Source organism: Mycobacterium farcinogenes (assembly GCF_019739075.1).
GTDB lineage: Bacteria > Actinomycetota > Actinomycetes > Mycobacteriales > Mycobacteriaceae > Mycobacterium > Mycobacterium senegalense.
Window position 1 is genome coordinate 4,792,485 of record NZ_CP081673.1, and the last position, 19,006, is coordinate 4,811,490.

25 protein-coding genes are annotated in these 19,006 nt (G+C 66.8%); 11 read left to right on the plus strand and 14 right to left on the minus strand.

All coding sequences use genetic code 11. From position 1 onward, the window contains the following. Positions 1 to 3: 3 nt before the first annotated feature. Positions 4 to 243, minus strand: coding sequence for a DUF3107 domain-containing protein (locus tag K6L26_RS22760; protein ID WP_019343155.1), 240 nt, complete (start codon positions 241 to 243; stop codon positions 4 to 6). A gap of 231 nt (positions 244 to 474) precedes the next feature. Here K6L26_RS22760 and K6L26_RS22765 point away from each other — a divergent pair, with 231 nt between their 5' ends. Further along, positions 475 to 1,239 carry a hypothetical protein gene (locus K6L26_RS22765; RefSeq protein WP_064895217.1) on the plus strand — a complete coding sequence of 255 codons (765 nt, stop codon included), beginning with the start codon at positions 475 to 477 and terminating at the stop codon, positions 1,237 to 1,239. Positions 1,240 to 1,277: 38 nt separating this feature from the next. On the opposite strand, the gene K6L26_RS22770 is transcribed toward K6L26_RS22765, so the two are convergent. Further along, a complete protein-coding gene (locus K6L26_RS22770) occupies positions 1,278 to 1,976 on the minus strand; it encodes a ferritin-like fold-containing protein (protein ID WP_019343153.1) in 699 nt (232 codons plus the stop codon). Between the two features lie 296 nt (positions 1,977 to 2,272). On the opposite strand from K6L26_RS22770, the gene K6L26_RS22775 reads away from it, so the two are divergent. Continuing rightward, positions 2,273 to 3,787 (plus strand): DEAD/DEAH box helicase, encoded by a 1,515-nt coding sequence (locus K6L26_RS22775; RefSeq protein ID WP_064895219.1) that lies wholly within the window; start codon positions 2,273 to 2,275, stop codon positions 3,785 to 3,787. Between the two features lie 28 nt (positions 3,788 to 3,815). Beyond that, positions 3,816 to 5,054, plus strand: a complete 1,239-nt coding sequence (locus K6L26_RS22780; RefSeq protein ID WP_019343151.1) for an Rv3212 family protein — start codon at positions 3,816 to 3,818, stop codon at positions 5,052 to 5,054. 7 nt (positions 5,055 to 5,061) lie between these two features. Here K6L26_RS22780 and K6L26_RS22785 read toward each other — a convergent pair whose 3' ends face one another. Both K6L26_RS22785 and K6L26_RS22790 read right to left on the minus strand, forming a co-directional pair. Then, entirely contained in the window at positions 5,062 to 5,763 is a 702-nt protein-coding gene (locus K6L26_RS22785) for a PP2C family protein-serine/threonine phosphatase (RefSeq protein ID WP_064895221.1), read from the minus strand. Between the two features lie 94 nt (positions 5,764 to 5,857). Continuing rightward, on the minus strand, positions 5,858 to 6,685 hold the full coding sequence (locus tag K6L26_RS22790; RefSeq protein WP_174551543.1) for a ParA family protein: 828 nt from the start codon (positions 6,683 to 6,685) through the stop codon (positions 5,858 to 5,860). A gap of 28 nt (positions 6,686 to 6,713) precedes the next feature. Here K6L26_RS22790 and K6L26_RS22795 point away from each other — a divergent pair, with 28 nt between their 5' ends. The 3 genes from K6L26_RS22795 to K6L26_RS22805 are packed head-to-tail and all read left to right on the plus strand — an operon-like array spanning position 6,714 to position 8,892. Then, positions 6,714 to 7,325: an acid phosphatase gene (locus K6L26_RS22795; protein ID WP_064895223.1), complete on the plus strand. Its 612-nt coding sequence runs from the start codon at positions 6,714 to 6,716 to the stop codon at positions 7,323 to 7,325. Positions 7,326 to 7,375: 50 nt separating this feature from the next. After that, positions 7,376 to 8,407, plus strand: coding sequence for an isochorismate synthase (locus tag K6L26_RS22800; RefSeq protein ID WP_064895418.1), 1,032 nt, complete (start codon positions 7,376 to 7,378; stop codon positions 8,405 to 8,407). After that, on the plus strand, positions 8,404 to 8,892 hold the full coding sequence (locus K6L26_RS22805; RefSeq protein WP_064895225.1) for a GNAT family N-acetyltransferase: 489 nt from the start codon (positions 8,404 to 8,406) through the stop codon (positions 8,890 to 8,892). Before K6L26_RS22800 ends, K6L26_RS22805 begins: the two co-directional genes overlap by 4 nt. Here K6L26_RS22805 and K6L26_RS22810 read toward each other — a convergent pair. Beyond that, positions 8,889 to 9,266, minus strand: a complete 378-nt coding sequence (locus K6L26_RS22810) for a hypothetical protein (RefSeq protein ID WP_019345074.1) — start codon at positions 9,264 to 9,266, stop codon at positions 8,889 to 8,891. The genes K6L26_RS22805 and K6L26_RS22810 overlap by 4 nt on opposite strands. Then, the gene (gene aroQ, locus K6L26_RS22815; protein WP_081281840.1) at positions 9,263 to 9,715 is read right to left on the minus strand and encodes a type II 3-dehydroquinate dehydratase; all 453 of its coding nucleotides are present in this window, start codon (positions 9,713 to 9,715) and stop codon (positions 9,263 to 9,265) included. The genes K6L26_RS22810 and aroQ overlap by 4 nt, the downstream gene beginning before the upstream one ends. Before the next feature lie 120 nt (positions 9,716 to 9,835). On the opposite strand from aroQ, the gene K6L26_RS22820 reads away from it, so the two are divergent. From K6L26_RS22820 to whiB1, 3 genes are all read left to right on the plus strand, one after another. Further along, complete coding sequence (locus tag K6L26_RS22820; protein ID WP_036388703.1) at positions 9,836 to 10,222, plus strand: YchJ family protein; 387 nt, start codon at positions 9,836 to 9,838, stop codon at positions 10,220 to 10,222. Between the two features lie 35 nt (positions 10,223 to 10,257). Continuing rightward, on the plus strand, positions 10,258 to 11,220 hold the full coding sequence (locus K6L26_RS22825) for a diacylglycerol/lipid kinase family protein (RefSeq protein ID WP_064895227.1): 963 nt from the start codon (positions 10,258 to 10,260) through the stop codon (positions 11,218 to 11,220). Between the two features lie 258 nt (positions 11,221 to 11,478). Further along, positions 11,479 to 11,733: a transcriptional regulator WhiB1 gene (gene whiB1, locus K6L26_RS22830; protein ID WP_003882795.1), complete on the plus strand. Its 255-nt coding sequence runs from the start codon at positions 11,479 to 11,481 to the stop codon at positions 11,731 to 11,733. A gap of 186 nt (positions 11,734 to 11,919) precedes the next feature. On the opposite strand, the gene K6L26_RS22835 is transcribed toward whiB1, so the two are convergent. Together K6L26_RS22835 and K6L26_RS22840 are read right to left on the minus strand one after the other, a co-directional pair. After that, complete coding sequence (locus K6L26_RS22835) at positions 11,920 to 13,419, minus strand: sensor histidine kinase (RefSeq protein WP_064895229.1); 1,500 nt, start codon at positions 13,417 to 13,419, stop codon at positions 11,920 to 11,922. 15 nt (positions 13,420 to 13,434) lie between these two features. Then, positions 13,435 to 13,650: a biotin/lipoyl-binding carrier protein gene (locus K6L26_RS22840; protein ID WP_003882798.1), complete on the minus strand. Its 216-nt coding sequence runs from the start codon at positions 13,648 to 13,650 to the stop codon at positions 13,435 to 13,437. A 135-nt stretch (positions 13,651 to 13,785) separates the two neighbouring features. Between K6L26_RS22840 and K6L26_RS32065 the strand changes: the two genes are divergently transcribed. Next, positions 13,786 to 13,878: a 50S ribosomal protein bL37 gene (locus tag K6L26_RS32065; protein ID WP_109749001.1), complete on the plus strand. Its 93-nt coding sequence runs from the start codon at positions 13,786 to 13,788 to the stop codon at positions 13,876 to 13,878. A gap of 81 nt (positions 13,879 to 13,959) precedes the next feature. Here K6L26_RS32065 and rsrA read toward each other — a convergent pair whose 3' ends face one another. Together rsrA and K6L26_RS22850 are read right to left on the minus strand one after the other, a co-directional pair. Beyond that, positions 13,960 to 14,265, minus strand: coding sequence for a mycothiol system anti-sigma-R factor (rsrA, locus tag K6L26_RS22845; protein WP_019348773.1), 306 nt, complete (start codon positions 14,263 to 14,265; stop codon positions 13,960 to 13,962). Then, the gene (locus K6L26_RS22850; RefSeq protein ID WP_019348772.1) at positions 14,262 to 14,909 is read right to left on the minus strand and encodes a sigma-70 family RNA polymerase sigma factor; all 648 of its coding nucleotides are present in this window, start codon (positions 14,907 to 14,909) and stop codon (positions 14,262 to 14,264) included. The genes rsrA and K6L26_RS22850 overlap by 4 nt, the downstream gene beginning before the upstream one ends. Before the next feature lie 214 nt (positions 14,910 to 15,123). Between K6L26_RS22850 and ybaK the strand changes: the two genes are divergently transcribed. Continuing rightward, positions 15,124 to 15,615 (plus strand): Cys-tRNA(Pro) deacylase, encoded by a 492-nt coding sequence (gene ybaK, locus K6L26_RS22855; protein ID WP_064895231.1) that lies wholly within the window; start codon positions 15,124 to 15,126, stop codon positions 15,613 to 15,615. On the opposite strand, the gene catC is transcribed toward ybaK, so the two are convergent. The 4 genes from catC to K6L26_RS22875 are packed head-to-tail and all read right to left on the minus strand — an operon-like array spanning position 15,612 to position 18,819. Beyond that, the gene (gene catC, locus K6L26_RS22860) at positions 15,612 to 15,908 is read right to left on the minus strand and encodes a muconolactone Delta-isomerase (protein WP_019348770.1); all 297 of its coding nucleotides are present in this window, start codon (positions 15,906 to 15,908) and stop codon (positions 15,612 to 15,614) included. The two genes, ybaK and catC, sit on opposite strands and share 4 nt — an antisense overlap. Positions 15,909 to 15,916: 8 nt before the next feature. Continuing rightward, positions 15,917 to 16,774, minus strand: a complete 858-nt coding sequence (gene catA, locus K6L26_RS22865; RefSeq protein ID WP_019348769.1) for a catechol 1,2-dioxygenase — start codon at positions 16,772 to 16,774, stop codon at positions 15,917 to 15,919. A 33-nt stretch (positions 16,775 to 16,807) separates the two neighbouring features. Continuing rightward, on the minus strand, positions 16,808 to 17,911 hold the full coding sequence (locus K6L26_RS22870) for a mandelate racemase/muconate lactonizing enzyme family protein (protein WP_064895233.1): 1,104 nt from the start codon (positions 17,909 to 17,911) through the stop codon (positions 16,808 to 16,810). Further along, complete coding sequence (locus K6L26_RS22875) at positions 17,908 to 18,819, minus strand: LysR substrate-binding domain-containing protein (protein WP_019348767.1); 912 nt, start codon at positions 18,817 to 18,819, stop codon at positions 17,908 to 17,910. Before K6L26_RS22875 ends, K6L26_RS22870 begins: the two co-directional genes overlap by 4 nt. Positions 18,820 to 19,006: the final 187 nt, after the last annotated feature.

Here is a 19,006-nt window from a genome sequence, read left to right on the forward strand (position 1 = left end):
ATCTCAGGCGGTTTCGGTTCCCACGCCGAAACCGACCCGGCGCACATCGGCGGCCCCGATCTCCACATAGGCGATCCGGCTGGTCTGCACCAGGAAGCGCCGCCCCTTCTCATCAGTCAGCGCCAGCACACCCGAATCCTTGCCGAGCGCATCGGTGACCTGCTGCTCCACCTCGGTGGGCGTCTGCGCGCTGTTGAAGGTCAGCTCGCGCGGGCTGTCCGTGACACCGATTTTGACCTCCACGCTGCACCCTTCTTTCTTTCTCGCGTCGTGTGTCGACTTCCCTGAGCAGGCTAGTGGACGGCCGGAGCCCGCCGCCGCCAGCCGGTGCCCGGGGGGCTACGCCGTGCGCGAAAACGCAGATACCGAACCGAGTCCGGACCGTGACCGACACGCCTGAAGCTCAACCTCATCTGTCACTTCTGCCTCGATAGCATCAGGACCGATATTGGACGAGACGACTGGGGCAGCCGCATGACCAGGCATTATTCGCCGTACGACACCACCCCGACCGAGCGCTTCGGGGACCGCCCGTATGAGCCGAGCGGGTACTCCGGCCACACCGGTCACTACGGCTATGACACCGATGCCGAGGCGGACTACGGCTACGACGCCGACTACGACGACGAGGTCACGTTCTACGAAGACCCCATCGACCGGCGCTGGATCTGGGTGGCCGGCGTGGCCGGCGCCATCCTGCTGATCGCGGTCATCTGCACCGTGGTGATTCTCGGCGGCGGAGACAGCGGCTCGGTGTCGGCCACCCTCACCTCACCGTCGGCTCAGCCGACCCAGACCGCGCAGCCGACGCAGGACGCCACGTCGAAACCGGTTCCGCCGCGCGCGGCCCCGACCGCGCCGTTGTCACCCGAGACCGTGACCACGCTGACACCGGCACCCAGCGCCACCGCGGCACCCGCACCGGCCGCGCCACCCGAAGCCGCGCCACCGCCGGCGGCCGTCGCCACCCCGAACGCGATCACTTACCGGGTGACCGGCAACCGGCAGCTGATCGATCTGGTGACGATCGTCTACACCGACGCGCAGGGCGCCCTGCAGACCGACATCAACGTGGCACTGCCGTGGGCCAAAACCGTGGTGCTCAACCCGGGGGTAACGCTCAAGTCCGTTACCGCGACCAGCGTCGCGGGTCAGCTCAACTGCTCGATCACCGATGCGGCGGGCAACGTGCTCATCGCCCAGTCGAACAACACGATGATCACCACCTGCACGCAGTAGCGACCGAATCGGGAAAGTGCGAACTGGGTCTGGCGGGCTTACGCCAGGCCCAGTTCCTGCATTCGGGACTGGTGGGTGTTCTGCAGCCGGCCGAAGAACTCGGCTAACTGGGTCAGACCCTCGCCGCTGGACATCACGAGATCGACGAGTTCGTCATGATCGGCCAGCACGAACTGGGCTTGGGTGACGGCCTCGCCCAGCAGTCGGCGCGCCCACAACGCCAGCCGGTGACGCTGACGGTCGCTGGCCGTCACCGCGGCCCGCACCTCGGCGACCACGAACTGTGAATGCCCCGTTTCGGACAGCACCGCGCGCACCACACCGGCCACCTCCTCGGGCAAGGCGTCGGCGATCTCGAGGTAGAAATCCGCGGCGAGCGCGTCACCGATGTAGGTCTTGACCAACGCCTCCAGCCACGTGCTGGGGGTGGTCATCCGGTGGTAGTTCTCCAAGGCCGACGCATACTTCGTCATCGCCGAGACAACGTCAACTCCCCTGCGCTCCAAGGCATCCCGCAGCACCTCGTAATGCCCCATCTCGGCGGCGGCCATGCTCGCCATGTTGATCCGGCCTCGCAGATTCGGTGCCATGCGCGCTTCTTCGGTGAGCCGGTAGAACGCGGCGACCTCGCCGTAGGCCAGCACGGCGAACAATTCGTTGACACCGGGGTGATCCGCCGGCACACCCGAATCGACCGGTTTGGCGATCTGTTCCGCGGCAGGCTGAGGCGAATTCATGACGCCAACTCTAGACGCCGTCAGACGGGGTTGATCGGCTGGCAAATCGGTCCAGACACCGCGACCAGCTACAATGGGTTGTGGTAACGGCTTCGAGCCGACAATTCGAGCACCCGAACCGCTACCAGGAAATGTGCGTGCACGCAGTTGGCCCGCCCTTGTGGAGCTGGGCCCAACGGATCGGCAGCGTCGAGGATACGAACCTTGTCCCGGGCGAACCCGACCGTTTCACCGTCAGACTCCGTGTGCGCTGGATGCCCATGAGGTTTGACAGTGAAAGGCCACCTCTACCAACCATGACGCACGTAAACAAAACCTTCGCCGAACTCGGCGTCCGCGAGGAAATCGTCCGCGCACTCAGCGAGAACGGTATTCAACACCCCTTTGCGATCCAAGAACTGACCCTGCCGCTGGCCCTGGCCGGTGACGACCTGATCGGTCAGGCCCGTACCGGTATGGGCAAGACCTACGCCTTCGGTATCCCGCTGTTGCACCGCATCTCCAGCGACGAGACCCGCCCGCTCAACGGCACTCCCCGCGCCCTGATCGTGGTGCCCACCCGCGAGCTCTGTATTCAGGTCTACGGCGATCTCGCCGGAGCGTCCAAGTACCTGACGGTGGACGCCGACCCCGCCGCCCACCGCAAGTTCTCCGTCACCTCGATCTACGGCGGACGTCCCTACGAGCCCCAGATCGAAGCGCTGCGCAAGGGCGTCGATGTCGTCGTCGGCACCCCGGGCCGGCTGCTCGACCTGGCCCAGCAGGGTCACCTGCAGCTGGGCGGCCTGTCCGTGCTGGTGCTCGACGAAGCCGACGAGATGCTGGACCTGGGCTTCCTGCCCGATATCGAGCGCATCCTGCGGCTGACCCCTGACGACCGGCAGTCGATGCTGTTCTCGGCCACCATGCCCGACCCGATCATCACGCTGGCCCGCACGTTCATGAACCAGCCGACCCACATCCGGGCCGAGGCCCCGCACTCGGCGGCCACCCACGACACCACCGAACAGTTCGCCTACCGGGCCCATGCCCTGGACAAGTCCGAGCTGGTCAGCCGGATCCTGCAGGCCGAGGGCCGCGGCGCCACGATGATCTTCACCCGCACCAAGCGCACCGCGCAGAAGGTGTCCGACGAACTCGCCGAGCGCGGGTTCAAGGTCGACGCCGTGCACGGCGACCTGGGCCAGGGCGCTCGCGAGAAGGCTCTCAAGTCGTTCCGCACCGGAGCGGTCGACGTGCTGGTCGCGACGGATGTCGCGGCACGCGGAATTGACATCGACGACGTCACGCACGTGATCAACTACCAGTGCCCCGAGGACGAGCAGGCCTACGTGCACCGAATCGGCCGCACCGGCCGTGCCGGTAAGACCGGTGTCGCGATCACCCTGGTCGACTGGGACGAACTGAGCCGCTGGGAGATGATCGACAAGGCGCTCAACCTGGGTTGCCCCGAGCCCGCCGAAACCTATTCGAGCTCACCGCACATCTATGAAGAGCTGGGGATCCCGAGCGACGCCACCGGCCGGATCGGTGAACCGCGCAAGTCCGCGGCCAAACGCAGCCCCGACGAGAAGCGCATCTCCTCGGCGGACGGTGATCGTCCGGCCAGGGCCAAGACCCGCACCCGCCGGCGTACCCGCGGCGGCCAGTCGGCCACCGGTCACCCCGAGGGCAGCACAGCGCCGGCGCAAGACAGTGCCGATGCGGCACCGGTGACCGAGTCGGAGGACACCGCGAGCGACGCGTCGAGTTCGGGTCGTCGCCGCAGGCGGCGCCGTCCGCGCAAGACCGAGACCGCCACGGCGGGCTGACGCCGGAAGACCTGACGGCACCAAGTCCATGGTCAAACCCGAACGCCGCACCCGCGGCGATATGGCGGCCGCCGCGGCAATCGTCGTGATCGTCGCGGTGGCGGCCGGCCTGATCTGGTGGACCAGCGACGCCCGGGCCACCATGAGCAGGCCCGCCGCCGCACCGGTTCCGTATCTGACCCCGGCCCGCGAGGTGCCGACCGGTCTGCAACAGCTGTGGGCCACCGAAAGCCCCAAGACCACCGAACCCGTGCTCGCCGGCGGGTCGGTGGTGACCGGTCATGACTCCACTGTGGAGGGACGAGACCCCGTCAGCGGCGCAGTGCTGTGGAGTTATGCCCGCGACCTCGAACTGTGCGGCGTGACCTCGGTGTACCAGTACGCCGTCGCGGTGTATCCAGACGTTCGCGGCTGCGGGCAGGTCAGCACCGTCGACGGCAAGACCGGTAAGCGCGGGCCGGCCCGCACCGCCTACGCCGACCCCGAAGTCCGGCTGTCGACCGACGGCTCGACCGTGCTCTCGGCCGGAGACAGTCGCCTGGAGCTGTGGCGCTCGGACATGGTGCGGATGCTGTCCTACGGCGCCCTGGACGCCCGCATCAAGCCCGACGTACCGGCCTCACCGGTGTGCCGCCAGCTGTCGGCCGCGGCGAGTTCCTCTGCCGTGTCGGTGCTCGAGTCGTGTCCGAAGAGCAAGTTCATCCGGCTGACGCTGCTACGCCCGGCCGACGAAGAAGACACCCCCGACGTGCGCTACGTCGAACTGCAGGACATCACCGACGAGTCCGGCGCCAAGGTGGTCGCGGTGTCGGGCACCACGACCGCGGTGTATCTACCCACCCCGCGCCCGATGGTGAACGTCATCGACGAGACCGGCAAGACCCTGGCCAGCCTGCCGCTGGCCAAACCGGCCGCGCCGCAGTCGACCACCACCCGCACCGGAGACCTGATCAGCTGGTGGACCGGGGACTCGGTGCTGGTCTTCAGCACCACCGGCACCGCGGGCCTGCAGTACAAGTTCACCGTGACGCCCACGGCGGACGAGTCCGGACAGCATCTGCCGGTCGGCCCGGCCACGGTGATGGCCGGACACCTGCTGGTTCCGGTCAACGACGGCTACGACATCTTCGACCCGAAGACCGGTACCGGGCAGCGCCACATCGCGCTGCCACGCGCACCCAGCGTGTCCCCGGTGGTGCCGGTGGCGGCCGGAGACACCCTCCTCGAGCAGCGTGGCACAGAATTGGTGGCCCTCGGCGCGGCATGACGCCGACTCAGCCGACGTCGATCACGATCACCGTGGTGTTGTCGCTGCCGCCGGCATCGTTGGCCACGTGAACGAGCCGCTGCGCCGCGACCTCCGGCTCGTCAGCGGTGGCGGCGACGGCGATGTCGGCTTCTTCGGCGCCGGCGAACAACCCGTCGCTGCTGATCAACAATCGGTCACCGGGGCGGCAGTCGAGATCGAACAAATCGGGACGGATGACGAGGCCGATGCCCAACGCCCTGGTCAGCAGGTGGCGGTGCGGGTGGAAACGGGCCTCCTCCCGGCTGATCTCACCGGCGCGCACGAGTTCGCCCGAAACACTGTGATCGTCGGTGAGCTGACACATGACCCCGTCGCGAATCCTGTTCAACGGCGAATCCCCGATGTTGATGGCCATCGGGCCGCCCTGCTCGTCGCCGAACATCGCCACCACCGTCAGCGTGGCACCCGAACTCGTCCCCGACGCGCTGACGTGCGCGAACACCTGCTCGTTAGCGCGCTGCACCGCACCGACGAGCCCATCGCGATCGGGCGCGGCGGAGAATCCGTCGGCCAGTGTCTCCACCGCGATCCGGCTGGCGTGGTCCCCCTCTGGCCCGAAACCGTCGGCCACCGCGAACAGGATGCCGTCGGCGAGCAACGAGTCCTGGTTCGTCGCACGGACCGGGCCCTGATCGGTGGCCGTCGCAGCCCTCAACACCGAAACCATCCGGATCGTCCTCTCGTCGCTCCGCGCCTCGGCAACCTGCTACGTCGTCCAGACACGCTCAGGCGGGCGGGCACGGACAGGATCAAGACGCTACCTACACCACCTCTGGCGTGAACGTCGGCAACTTCTTGCCGGACTTCCAGTGTTTGAGCAGCGCCTGGGCCAGCTCGCGATAGGCCAGGCCGCCCTTGCTCTTACGGCCGGCCAATACCGACGATCCCGATGCGCTGGCCTCGGCGAACCGGACGGTGCGCGGGATCGGCGGCGCCAACACGGGCAGCTCGTACCGGTCGGCGACATCCAACAGCACGTCGCGGCTGTGGGTGGTGCGCGAATCGTAGAGCGTGGGCAGCGCGCCCAGCAGCGTCAGATCGGGGTTGGTGATCTGTTGCACGTCGGAGATCGTGCGGAGGAACTGGCCCACGCCGCGGTGCGCGAGAGTCTCGCACTGCAGCGGCACGATCACCTCGTTCGCGGCGGTCAGGCCGTTGAGTGTCAACACACCCAGCGACGGCGGACAGTCGATGATCACCACATCGAAATCGTCGGAGACCTTGGCCAGCGCCCGCTTGAGCGCGTACTCCCGCCCGGCCCGCATCAACAGCATGGCCTCGGAGCCCGCGAGGTCGATGTTGGCCGGCAGCAGCGTCATCCCCTCGGCCGTCTCCACCAGCGCCGCCCCCGGCTCGACATCCCCGAGCAACACCTCATGCACCGACACCGGCAGCTTGTCCGGGTCATGACCCAGCGAAAACGTCAGACAACCTTGCGGATCCAGGTCGACCAGCAGTACCCGCCGCCCCTGCTCGGACATCGCCGCACCCAGCGACGCCACCGTCGTCGTCTTGGCTACCCCACCCTTTTGATTGGCGACCGCTAATACTCGCGTCACACCTTCATCCAAGCACGCTCTCGGCGGCATTGCCGGAACGTGCGGCAGAATCGCCGGTGTGAGCGACCGCCTGCACCGCCTGATCCTGCTCCGCCACGGCGAGACCGAGTGGTCGGCGACCGGCAGGCACACCGGCCGCACCGAACAGGACCTGACCGAGACCGGACGCGAACAAGCCATCCTGGCCCGGCCCGCGCTCGCCGAATTGCAGTTGTCCGACCCGCTGGTGATCAGCAGTCCGCGGCGCCGCGCGCTGGACACCGCCGAATTGGCCGGCCTGGACGTGGACGAGGTCAACCCTGTGCTGTCCGAGTGGGATTACGGCGACTACGAAGGGCTGACCACCCCGCAGATCCGCCAGAGTGTGCCCGATTGGCTGGTGTGGACGCACGGCTGTCCCGGCGGCGAGAGCGTGGTGGAGGTCAGCGCCCGGGCCGATCGGGCCGTGGCGTTGGCGCTGGAGCATGTGCCCACCCGAGATGTGGTGTTCGTCGGACACGGTCACTTTTCGCGCGCGATGTTGACCCGCTGGACGGAACTGCCGGTGTCCGAAGGCATTCGGGTATCGATGGTTCCCGCGTCCCTGGCGGTGTGCGGTTTCGAGCACGGCATCCGCCAGATCACCGCGCTCGGCCTGACCGGTCACCCCAACCCGTGCCTGTCGCTGTGAACCCGTCGTTCGTGCTGGCCGGCCCGACCGGCGCCGTTCTGGGCGAGGGCATGCGCACCGGCTTCGCCGACATCGCCGACGCCCAGGCCGCACTGCGGCACGGAACGCCAATTGTAGTGGGCGCCTTACCTTTCGACTTGAGAGCTCCGGTCGCCCTCTTCGAGCCCGAGACGGTTCAGGTCGCCGACGCACTGCCGCTCTGGAATCCGTCGCCCCTCCCGTCGGTGCTGCAGCGCGAAACCCTGCCGCCGGGGCCGGTGCACCGACAGCGGGTAGCCGAAGCGATCAGCCGACTGCGCGACCCGCACGACCCGATCGACAAGGTGGTCCTGGCTCGAGCGCTGCGCCTGACCGCCGACTGCCCGTGGGATGTGCGCGGTGTGCTGCGCCGCCTGGCCGAGGCCGATCCCGCGGCCACGGTCTACTTGGCGGACCTGTCCGCGGCAGGAGCTGCTCACACCGGCACCGCGCTGGTGGGCGCGAGCCCCGAATTGCTGGTGGCACGCGAGGGCGAGCGGGTGATCTGCCAGCCGTTCGCCGGGTCGGCACCCCGCTCGGCAGACCCGCGGACCGATGCGGCCAACGCGGCCGCACTGGCCGCATCGGCGAAGAACCGCCACGAGCATCAGCTGGTGGTGGACATGATGCGCCGGGCTCTGGACCCGCTGTGTGTAGAGCTACAGATCGCCGACGAGCCCGAGCTGCACGGTACCGACGCGCTCTGGCACCTGAGCACGCCCGTCATCGGCCGGCTGCGCGAAAAGCACACCACTGCAATCGATCTGGCACTCGCACTGCATCCCACCCCGGCGGTCGGCGGAGTGCCGACCGACCGCGCCACCGAGCTCATCTCCGAACTGGAAGGTGATCGCGGCTTTTACGCGGGCGCCGTCGGCTGGTGCGACAGCCGCGGCGACGGGCGCTGGGTGGTCTCGATCCGCTGCGCCGTGTTGTCCGCGGATCGATACACGGCACTGGCCAGCGCCGGCGGCGGTATCGTCGCCGAATCCGATCCAGATGACGAAGTCGACGAGACCACCACCAAGTTCAGGACCATCCTGACGGGACTAGGGGCGACATGAGCGAGCTGATCCGCCGGGCGCGGCCCGGTGACGAGGTCGAGATCACCGCGATGATCCGCGAGCTGGCTGAGTTCGAGCGAGCCATCGATGAGTGCACTGTGACCGAAAAGCAGATGCATACAGCGCTTTTCGGCGACCAACCAGTGGCCCACGCCCACATGGTGGAGGTAGACGGACACGTCGCGGCGACCGCGGTGTGGTTCCTGAACTTCTCCACCTGGGACGGCGTCGCGGGGCTCTATCTGGAAGATCTGTACGTACGACCACAGTTCCGGCGTCGCGGCCTGGCTCGGAAGCTGTTGTCCACCTTGGCCGCCGAATGCGTCGAACACGGGTACACCCGGCTGACGTGGGCGGTGCTGAACTGGAACGTCAACGCCATCGCGCTGTACGACGCCGTGGGCGGCAAGCCGCAGACCGAGTGGACCACCTACCGGGTATCGGGCCCCGAGCTTTCCGCCCTGGCCGCCGAGCGCCCCGACTAACCGCGCCGGGTGATCCAGTCCACCGAAGACGGGCTGAACAGCAGGCCGAGGGTCACCAGCGCGAGCAATCCGACCAGCGCGCCGTACACGACGTGGTGCGAGGTGATCACATACCAGGCCACCGGCAGCAGCAGGAGGTTGGTCAGCACCGCGATGCCACGGCCCCAGCGCCGGGCGGTGATCAGTGCCCAACCGCCGGCGAGCACCCCGCCGCCGATCAGCACGAACCAGATCGCGGTGCCGTAACCACTGACGATGTGCTGATCGGCACCGGCGAGCGCCCGCACCAGCAGCACGACCGCCATGACCAGCGCGGCCACCCCTTCGGCGGCGGTGAGGAAACCTGCGTACCGGATCGAGGGTGGCTGGATCACGACTGCCGCTCCGCCAGATAACGCACCGCATACTCGTATCCGGCCGGACCCGCTCCGGCGATCACCACCTCGGCGACAGCCGACACATATGAGTGGTGCCGAAAGGTCTCGCGGGTGTGGATGTTGCTCAGGTGAACCTCCACCACCGGCAGCTCGACGGCGCTGAGCGCGTCGCGGATCGCCACCGAGGTGTGGCTGTAGGCAGCCGGATTGATGATGATGCCGGTGCAGTCGCCGCGCGCGGCCTGGATGGCATCGACCAGCACACCTTCGTGATTGCTCTGCACAGCGCGGAGCTCGAAACCGAATCCGGCGGCCACCTCGGCCACCCGCTGCTCGATCTGCGCCAACGTGGTGGACCCATAGATCTCGGGCTGCCGGGTACCGAGCATGTTGAGGTTCGGTCCGTTGACGAGCAGTAGACAGGGCTTTCCCGGGCGTGCGGTCACCTTCAGTACGGTACCGGCTGGTTTCACAGCGTCGAGATCGACGCGAGGGTTGTGGTCGGGCAACATTCGCAGCCCAGACGTCGATTTCGGCGCAGGCGACCGGTAGCGATAATTGACCGCGTGTCGAGCGACGAGCACTGCCCCTGCGGCACCGGACATGCCTACGCCGACTGTTGCGGGCCGCTGCACGCCGGCACCCCGGCCGCCACGGCCGTCGCCCTGATGCGGTCGCGGTTCAGCGCCTTCGCCGTCGGTGCCGCCGACTACCTGCTGGCCTCGTGGCATCCCGACACCCGGCCCGCCGAGCTGTCCCTCGACGAGAGCATCACCTGGCGGCGGCTGCAGATCGTCGACACCGAGTCCGGCGGTGAGCACGACACCGAAGGCGTGGTCGAGTTCCGGGCCCAGTACGTCCACCACGGCAGCCGGCACATCCTTCATGAACGCAGCCGTTTCGAGCGGGTGAATGGCCAATGGCGTTACCTCGACGGGCAACTCTACGAGTAACGGCAGTGGACGATGCCCGATTAGGCTCATGCCCCGTGCGTGCCGTGCTGATCGTCAACCCGAACGCCACCTCGACCACCCCCGCGGGGCGTGACCTGCTCGCCCATGCGCTGGAGAGCCGGGTCACGCTGACCGTCGAACACACCAACCACCGTGGTCACGCCATCGAGATCGCCCGAGACGCCGCCCGCGACGGGGTGGACGTGCTGATCGTGCACGGCGGCGACGGCACGGTCAACGAGGTGGTCAACGGCGTGCTGGGTGAATGCGGGACGCGTCCGGACGCCGGCCGGGCACCCGCGGTCGCGGTCGTCCCGGGCGGGTCGGCCAACGTCTTCGCCCGGGCGCTGGGCATCAGCCCCGACCCCATCGAGGCCACCAACCAGCTCGTCGACCTGCTGGGCGGGTATCGGCTGGGCCGGCCGTGGCGGCGCATCGGCCTGATGGACTGCGGCGAGCGCTGGGGCGTGTTCACCGCCGGGATGGGCGTGGACGGCGACGTGGTGGCGGCCGTAGAGGCCCAGCGCGCCAAGGGCCGCAAGGTCACCGCCTCGCGCTACATCCGGGTGGCGGTGCGTGAGGTGCTGGCCAGTGCCCGCAAGGAGCCGACGCTGACGCTGCACCTGCCGGGCAGCGATCCGGTCAGCGGAGTGCACTTCGCGTTCGTGTCGAACTCCAGTCCGTGGACCTATGCCAACAGCCGACCGGTGTGGACGAACCCCGACACCACGTTCGACAGCGGGTTGGGCGTGTTCGCCACCACGAGCATGAATGTCTGGGCGAATCTGCGACTCGTGCGGCAGATGGTGGCCCGCAACCCGCGCCTGGCCGCCAAGCATTTGATCCGCGACGACAACGTGTCATCGGTCACCGTGACGAGCAACACGCCTGTCGCCTGCCAGATTGACGGAGATTACGTCGGCGAGCGCGAAACCATGACGTTCACGTCGGTCCCAGAGGCTCTGTGCGTCGTCGCACCGCCGCAGAAAAGTGATTGACCTGCGCAAACACACCCGCTAAGGTGGAATTAGGGCGCAGCTGATTTGTGAGTGTAGTACACCGGAGTGAGCGGTACGGTCACCGCCCCACCCAGTGACATTGCCCACGTGTTAACTCAATGCTATTGACATCTGTTCAGCCTGTGAAAGCATCAATGCAACAGTGCAGAAACATTCGTGTGCACGCGTTAACAGCCGAAGAAAATCTAGTGCGCTTCGCCGCGCACGCTTGACATGTCTAACGAGGAGTTTGATCTTATGGATTGGCGCCACAAGGCCGTCTGTCGCGACGAAGATCCGGAGCTGTTCTTCCCCGTGGGAAACAGTGGCCCGGCGCTTGCTCAGATCGCCGACGCGAAGCTGGTCTGCAACCGTTGCCCCGTGACCACTGAGTGCCTCACCTGGGCCTTGGACTCCGGCCAGGACGCCGGCGTGTGGGGCGGGATGAGCGAGGACGAGCGTCGCGCGCTCAAGCGTCGCAACGCCCGCACCAAGGCTCGCACCGGGGTCTGACCCTCGGTCCGAACCCGCCGCAAGCTACGGCCCCGACGAATGTCGGGGCCGTAGCTTATTTCGGCGACAATTTCCGCAGCAAATTGCGTAATTGTCGTCACATTTCGTATTGGTACGGCTGGGCAATTACTTCATCGGTACTGGCGTGCCGCTGTGCGCACCCTGGGAACCCGCTGGGCGGGCCGGCTACTGAATACCGCGAGTGCGGCGGCCGATCGGCACCCGCAGCACCACATCGGTTCCCCCCGAGGCACCCTCGTGCATGCCCAGGGAACCGTCCAACTCCGCGGTGACCAGCGTTCGGACGATCTGAAGACCCAGCCGGTCGGACTTCTCCAGGCTGAAGCCGTCGGGCACCCCGCGGCCGTCGTCGTGCACGACGACGTCGAGCCAGCGGGCCGACCGCTCAGCCTTGATCGTCACGCAACCCTGGGGTGTATTCGCGTCGAAGGCGTGCTCGATGGCGTTCTGCACCAGCTCGGTGATCACCATGATCAACGCCGTCGCGCGGTCGGCGTCCAACACACCGAGCGCACCGTCGCGGTTGATCCGAATCGGAGTGTCCACCGAGGCAACGTCGTTCATGATCGGCAGGATCCGGTCGATCACCTCGTCGAGGTTGACCTCTTCGTCGACCGACATGGACAGCGCGTCGTGCACCAGAGCGATCGAGGACACCCGTCGCACCGATTCGATCAGCGCCTCGCGGGCCTCCAGGTTGTTGGTCCGGCGCGCCTGCAGCCGCAACAGGGCCGCCACGGTCTGCAGGTTGTTCTTGACCCGGTGGTGGATCTCGCGGATGGTGGCGTCTTTACTCAGCAGCGCCCGGTCCCGTCGCTTGACCTCGGTGACGTCCCGGATCAGGACGGCCGCCCCGACCGCCGCCCCATGCACGACCAGCGGCAGGGTCCGCAAGAGCACCGCCGCACCGCCGGCGTCGACTTCCATGCGCATGCTGGAGCCGCCGGCCAGCGAGTCCCGCACGTGGTTGGCCAGTTCCTGCGCCTCGAACGGGTCGGAGATCAACGGCCGGGTGATGGCGACCAGGTTGTGCCCGTCGAGTTCGGAGGCCAGGCCCATGCGGTGATAGGCCGAGATGGCGTTGGGACTGGCGAACACCACATCGCCGACCTCGTCGAGCCGGATGAACCCGTCACCCACTCGCGGGCTGGAACGCGACATGGCCAGATCACCGACATTCGGGAAGGTGCCCTCGGACAGCATGTGCAGCAGATCGCTCGCACAATCCAGGTAGGCGCCCTCCAAGGGACTGGCCATCGGGCGGGCCGCCAACGCGGTCTGGTGCGTGAGCACCGCGACCACATGATCGCGGTGCCGCACCGGCACCGCTTCCACGTTCAGGCCCGGCAGGTCCGGCGAATGTCGTTGGGCTCCACCACTTCCCCGCCCGATCGCACCGGACTCGAAAGCCGTGGTGATGACGTCTTGATCCGCGGCTGCGGCCAGCGTGCCGACCGAATCGGCCAGCAGTACCGTCGGGGCGGTGTTCGGACGCACCTGAGCGACGCACACCAGCACCCCGTCGTCACGACGCACCCACATCAGGTAATCGGCGAACGACAGGTCGGCCAACAGCTGCCACTCCCCGACCACCGCATGCAGATGATCCACCGCGCTGCCGGGCAGCACGGTGTGCTCGGCGAGCAGGTCACCGAGGGTTGACATCAGCCAACTCCGGTGTCAGTCGATCACCGCGATGAGATCGCCGGCCTGGATCACGTCGCCCTCGGCCACATTGACCTTGGTCACGGTGCCGGCGACCTCGGCGAGAACCGGGATCTCCATCTTCATCGATTCCAGCAGCACCAGGGTGTCCCCCGCACCGATCTGATCGCCCTCGTGAACCACGACCTCGAGCACACTGGCCACGATTTCGGCGCGAACGTCCTCGGCCATCTTCACCCCACTTCACTCCGGCTGCTACCCGACTACTTCTGCGGCCTATATCGAACCACAACACCGGGTGGTCAGCGCCGCCCCCGGGTCATGAGACACTAGGGAGCAAGTTCTTACACCATCTGGAGGATCATCATGGCGAAGCGTGGCCGCAAGAAGCGGGACCGCAAGCACTCGAAGGCGAACCACGGCAAGCGCCCCAACGCCGGTTCGAAGGCAGTGCGCTAAGCCGTTTCGGCTGACTGTGACCGCCCGACTCCCTTCGGAGATCGGGCGGTTTGTCGTCGGGCCACCAGGCCGAACGCCTGGTCAGCCCCTGATGATCGTGGTCTGGCTGATCTGGATGCGCAGCCGTTCCCGCAGGCCCTCCGGGGCCTTCTCACCGCTGCACTTGGCCGCGATGAGCCGCTTGACGCGCTCCTCGACCCCGTAGTGGCGTAGGCAGGCCGGGCACTCTTCGAGGTGGTGCTTGAGCTTGTCGCGACTTTCGGGAGTGCATTCACCGTCGAGCAGCGTCCACACCTCGGCGATCACCGCAGCGCAGTCGGGATGCTCGGGGTCGACGGGACCGATCGGCGGGGTCCAGCGCTCGTCCTCATCGTGCTTGTCGCTCATGACGACACCTCCTCCGGCGCACCAAGCTGCTGACCTCGGATGAACCCGCGATCCCTGGCCACATCGGACAGCAGATCGCGCAGCTGCTTGCGGCCGCGGTGCAGTCGCGACATCACCGTCCCGATGGGTGTATCCATGATTTCGGCGATCTCCTTGTAGGGGAAGCCCTCGACGTCGGCGTAGTACACCGCCATCCGGAACTCCTCGGGTAACGCCTGCAACGCCGCCTTGATCTCGGTGTCGGGCAGTGCCTCCAGGGCCTCGACCTCTGCCGATCGCAGGCCGGTCGACGAATGCTCGGCATTCGATGCCAACTGCCAGTCAGTGATCTCGTCCGTCGGATATTCGGCGGGCTGACGCTGCTTCTTGCGGTAGCTGTTGATGTAGGTGTTGGTCAGGATGCGGTAGAGCCACGCCTTGAGGTTGGTCCCCTCACGGAATGACCGGAACCCGGCGTAGGCCTTGACCATGGTTTCCTGCAGCAGGTCCTCGGCGTCGGCGGGATTGCGGGTCATCCGCAGGGCGCCGCCGTAGAGCTGGTCCAGCAGCGGAATGGCGTCACGTTCGAACCGTGCGGTGAGCTCGGCATCTGTTTCGGTCGTCGGCTGCGGCGCGTCAGGCTCAGCCTGCTCGACGTCAGTCATCGTGGGAAACACCTTCCCTTCTGTCACGGCGCCACCAAGAGCTCCGGAATACCACTGGGTATTCGTCGGCCGTTCCAGGCATACGGTTGGCACCAGAATCCTCCTTCAGATCCTAGAGCGTGCTACCGACAAGTAGCGCTGAGCAGGTGTCGAGAGCAATAACAGCATGTAGGGGCCGCTGTGTTCCCGGCGTGCCCGGCTACCCTTGAGCGCCGTGGCCCGTGCAGCAACACCCGCGATCGCGGCTCTGGTCTCGGCAGGCATTCACCACGAAATCGTGGCCTACCAGCACGATCCTCGCAACGAATCGTTCGGCGAGGAGGCCGTGGCCCAGCTCGCCGCCGACGGCATCGTCGCCGAGCAGGTGTTCAAGACACTCGTGATCGCCACGCCCAAAGGGTTGGCGGTGGCCGTCATACCCGTACCGCGGAAGCTGTCACTGAAGGCCGCCGCGGCCGCGCTGGGCGTCCCCAAAGCGGAAATGGCGGACCCCGCGGCGGCTCAGCGGTCCAGCGGCTACGTGGTCGGTGGCATCTCGCCGCTCGGCCAGCGCAAGCGCCTGCCCACCGTCGTCGACACCTCGGCGCTGGCCTTCGACAAGGTGCTGTGCAGTGCCGGCAAGCGTGGATTGGACGTCGCGCTGTCCCCCGAAGACCTGATCCGCGCGACCTCTGCGGTGACGGCCGACATCGCCGCCCCTGCCTAGGCCGTCACCTCTGAGTCCTTCACGTCGGACGGATGCCGGGCCAACGGCGTCACGTGGATGTTCATGTAGGGGAAGAGTGGCAACGCCGAGATCAGGGTGTGCAGTTCGTCGTTGGACTCGACGTCGAAGATCGAGTAGTTCGAGTACTCACCGACGATCCGCCAGATCTGCGGCCACTTCCCGGAATGCTGCAACTGCTGCGAGTAGGCCTTTTCCCGCGCGACGAGCTGCGCTCGAGTATCGGAATCCATGTCGTGGGGAATACGGACGTCCATCCGCACGTGAAACAACACAGCGCAACTCAGCTTTCGGGATCCAGGACGAAGCTGTACGTCACCTTTTCGCTGCCGTCAGGCTGGGCGATCGGATCGAGCATCAGCTCGGGTTTGACAGCAGTGGCGATGTCGTCCCCGTTGTGTGGGTCGCCGGGGAAGTACAGCTGCGCCGTGAGCAGCTCGTGACCGGGCGCCGACACCTTCACGTGCAGGTGCGCCGGACGCCAGGCATGCCAGCCGGCGGCCGCGATGAGCTTGCCGCACGAGCCGTCGGTCGGGATCTGATAGGGCGCGGGCCGGATCGTGGTGATCCGGAATGCGCCGTCAGGCCCGGTCGAGATACTGCCGCGCAGATTCCACTCGGGCAGGCCGGGGGCGAACTGCGAGTAGAACCCGTCGGAGTCGGCGTGCCAAAGTTCGACCTTGCCCGCCAGCGGACGGCCGTCGGTCGAACGGATGGTGCCTTCCCAGACCAGCCGTGTGCCCACTTCACCGTCGCGCATCGGCATCGTCGCATCGGCGCCCAGCTCGGGTGAATCGGGCACGTAGTAGGGGCCTTCGATACTGCCCTTGTTGCCGTGCCGATGCGACGTCGCCACCTCCTCGACGACGTGCTCCACCCACACGTCGAGGAACAGGGGCCACTCGCCGTCCTGTCCGACGCTGATCAGCCACGCCTTGAGGGCGTTGTACTCGTCGTAGGTGACCCGGTGCCGGCGGATGGTGTCGTGCACTGCGCCGAGCACTTCGCGCGCCAGCTCGCTGACCCGCTCGGCGGGCACGTCGCGCACCGCCTCGAACGGCGACTTGTCGGTGTGGAATCGCTCGGTGGCCTGGGCGCCCGAAGCGGCGGCCGAGGCTTGCGGCGTTTCGAAAGTGGTCATGATGACGGTCTCCTGAGGGTGTACTGAGGGTGTTCAGTTGTCGGTGCGATACCGCGCGAGCTTGTCGGGGTCGATGTCGACGCCGAGCCCGGCTCCGGGCCTGCGGTGCAGCTGGCCGTCGGTGATCTGCAACGGTTCGGTCAGTAGGTCGTCGCTCATGTCGAGGAAGTTGGACAGTTCACCGGCGTAGCGCGAGGTGCGCTCGTAGGCAGTACCGAATGCGATCGCACACGCCGTACCGAGCTGACCGTCGATCTGGTTGCCCATCACCATCTCCAGGCCGAGCCCTTCCGCGAGGTGGTGGACACGCGACGAGGTGGTGAAGCCGGTGCGGGCCGTTTTGATGCTGATCGCCGTGGCCGAGCCGCCGAGTACCTCGCGGGTCACATCGGCAGGGGTGGGCACCGATTCGTCGGCGATGAACGGAACGTCGAGTTTTTCTACGAGCCAACGTCTTCCGAACACGTCGTCGGCAGGGCAGAGTTCCTCGGCAAAGAGCAGGTCGAGATCGGCCATCTCCTGCATCGCACGCAGCGATTCGGTGGCCGACCAACCTCGGTTGCCGTCCACGTAGAGTTCGACGTCGTCGCCGAAGTGCTCCCGCAGGGCTCGCACCACGGCAATGTCCAGCGACACCGGACGCCGCCCCACCTTGACCTTGAAGGTGCTGATGCCGTGGACATCTCGCATCTGCTGCGCCTCGGAAACCATCTTGGCGGGTTCGTCGAACCCCAGCATGTGGCTGACCCGCATGCGGTCGGTGTAGCCGCCGAGCAGTTCGCTTGCCGAAAGCCCCAAGGTCCTGCCGAACGCGTCCCATATCGCCATGTCGACGGCAGCTTTGGCGGTCGGGTTACCGACGGTCCGAGCCATCCGGCCGCCGGCCACTTCCCGTTCGGTAAGGGACAGGCCGACCAGCGCGGGGGCGAATATCTGATCGATCACTGCGACGATGCCGGGTTGCGTCTCACCGTAGGTGAACGGGCGCGGTGGCGCCTCGGCGACGCCGACGATGCCGTCGTCGGTGTGCACCCGCACGAGGACGTGCTCAGCGGCATGGACTTCGCCGGAGGCGAAGCGCAGCGGCTTCAGATACGGGATGGAGAACGGGATCGCCTCAATCGCGGTTATTTTCATAGCGCCTCCTGATGCCCGCCGGCAAGCTCACGGCTGATCGCGGGGGTGAGAACGTCGACCACTGCGTCGACCAAAGGGTTGTCTGCATCGCGGAGCCAAGCCAGCGCCAGCTCGACGGTTCCGCCGTCGACGAGATCGCGGAACACGACGCCGTCGAGTGGCAGCGCCTGCACCGACTCGGGAACCACCGCCACGCCGAGACCAGCGGCCACTAGCGCCAGCAGCACCGCCGTCCCAGGGGCCGAGTGTTCACGGTGCGGCACGAACCCGGCCGCCCGGCAACTGCGCAGCACTGCATCGTTGACTGCTGAGTCGCGACTGGCGTATGCGATGAACGGCTCCGAACGTAGGTCTTCAAGCGAGACAACAGGTTCCACGGCGAGCCGGTGATCGGCCGAAACCGCCAAGACCAGCGATTCCACTTCGACGGTGGCCATCTCGATACCGTCCCCGACGGCAGGTGGCCGCAGGACACCCAGATCGAGTGCGCCGCCACGCAATCCGTCACACTGAGCCGGCGTCAACATGTCGGCTTGGATTTCCAACGCCACGGCGGGCAGTTCACGTTTGACGATTCGGGCGATACGCGGCAGATGCGAGAACGCTGCGGTGCCGGTGAGGCCCAGACGCAGTACACCGCCGCTCCCCCCCGCGATTCGTCGTACACCGCGTTCGGCGTCCTCCACACCCGCAAGGATGCGATGCGCCTCAGACCGGAGGAACTCCCCCGCAGCAGTCAACGAGACCTGGCGGGTGGTCCGGTTGAACAACGTGACGCCGAGTTCGGCCTCGAGCTGACGGATCGCGTAGGACAGGGCAGGTTGGGCAACGTGCAACTGCTCGGCGGCCCGGCCGAAATGGCAGGTCTCGGCCACGGCCACGAAGTAGCGCAGGTGCCGTAGCTCCATCGCGGCCTCCTACGTCGAATTTCGGGCGGGTATGTGACTCCTGACATATCGACGGTATCGCCGGCATAGATATGGAACAAGGACTCATTTACGGCCCATTCATAGGCAAAATTCATTAATCAATGCCCAGGCCAGGACTAGGCAACTTCCTAGTGTGACGGCGACCACTCCGTGCCAGAGTGCAGAT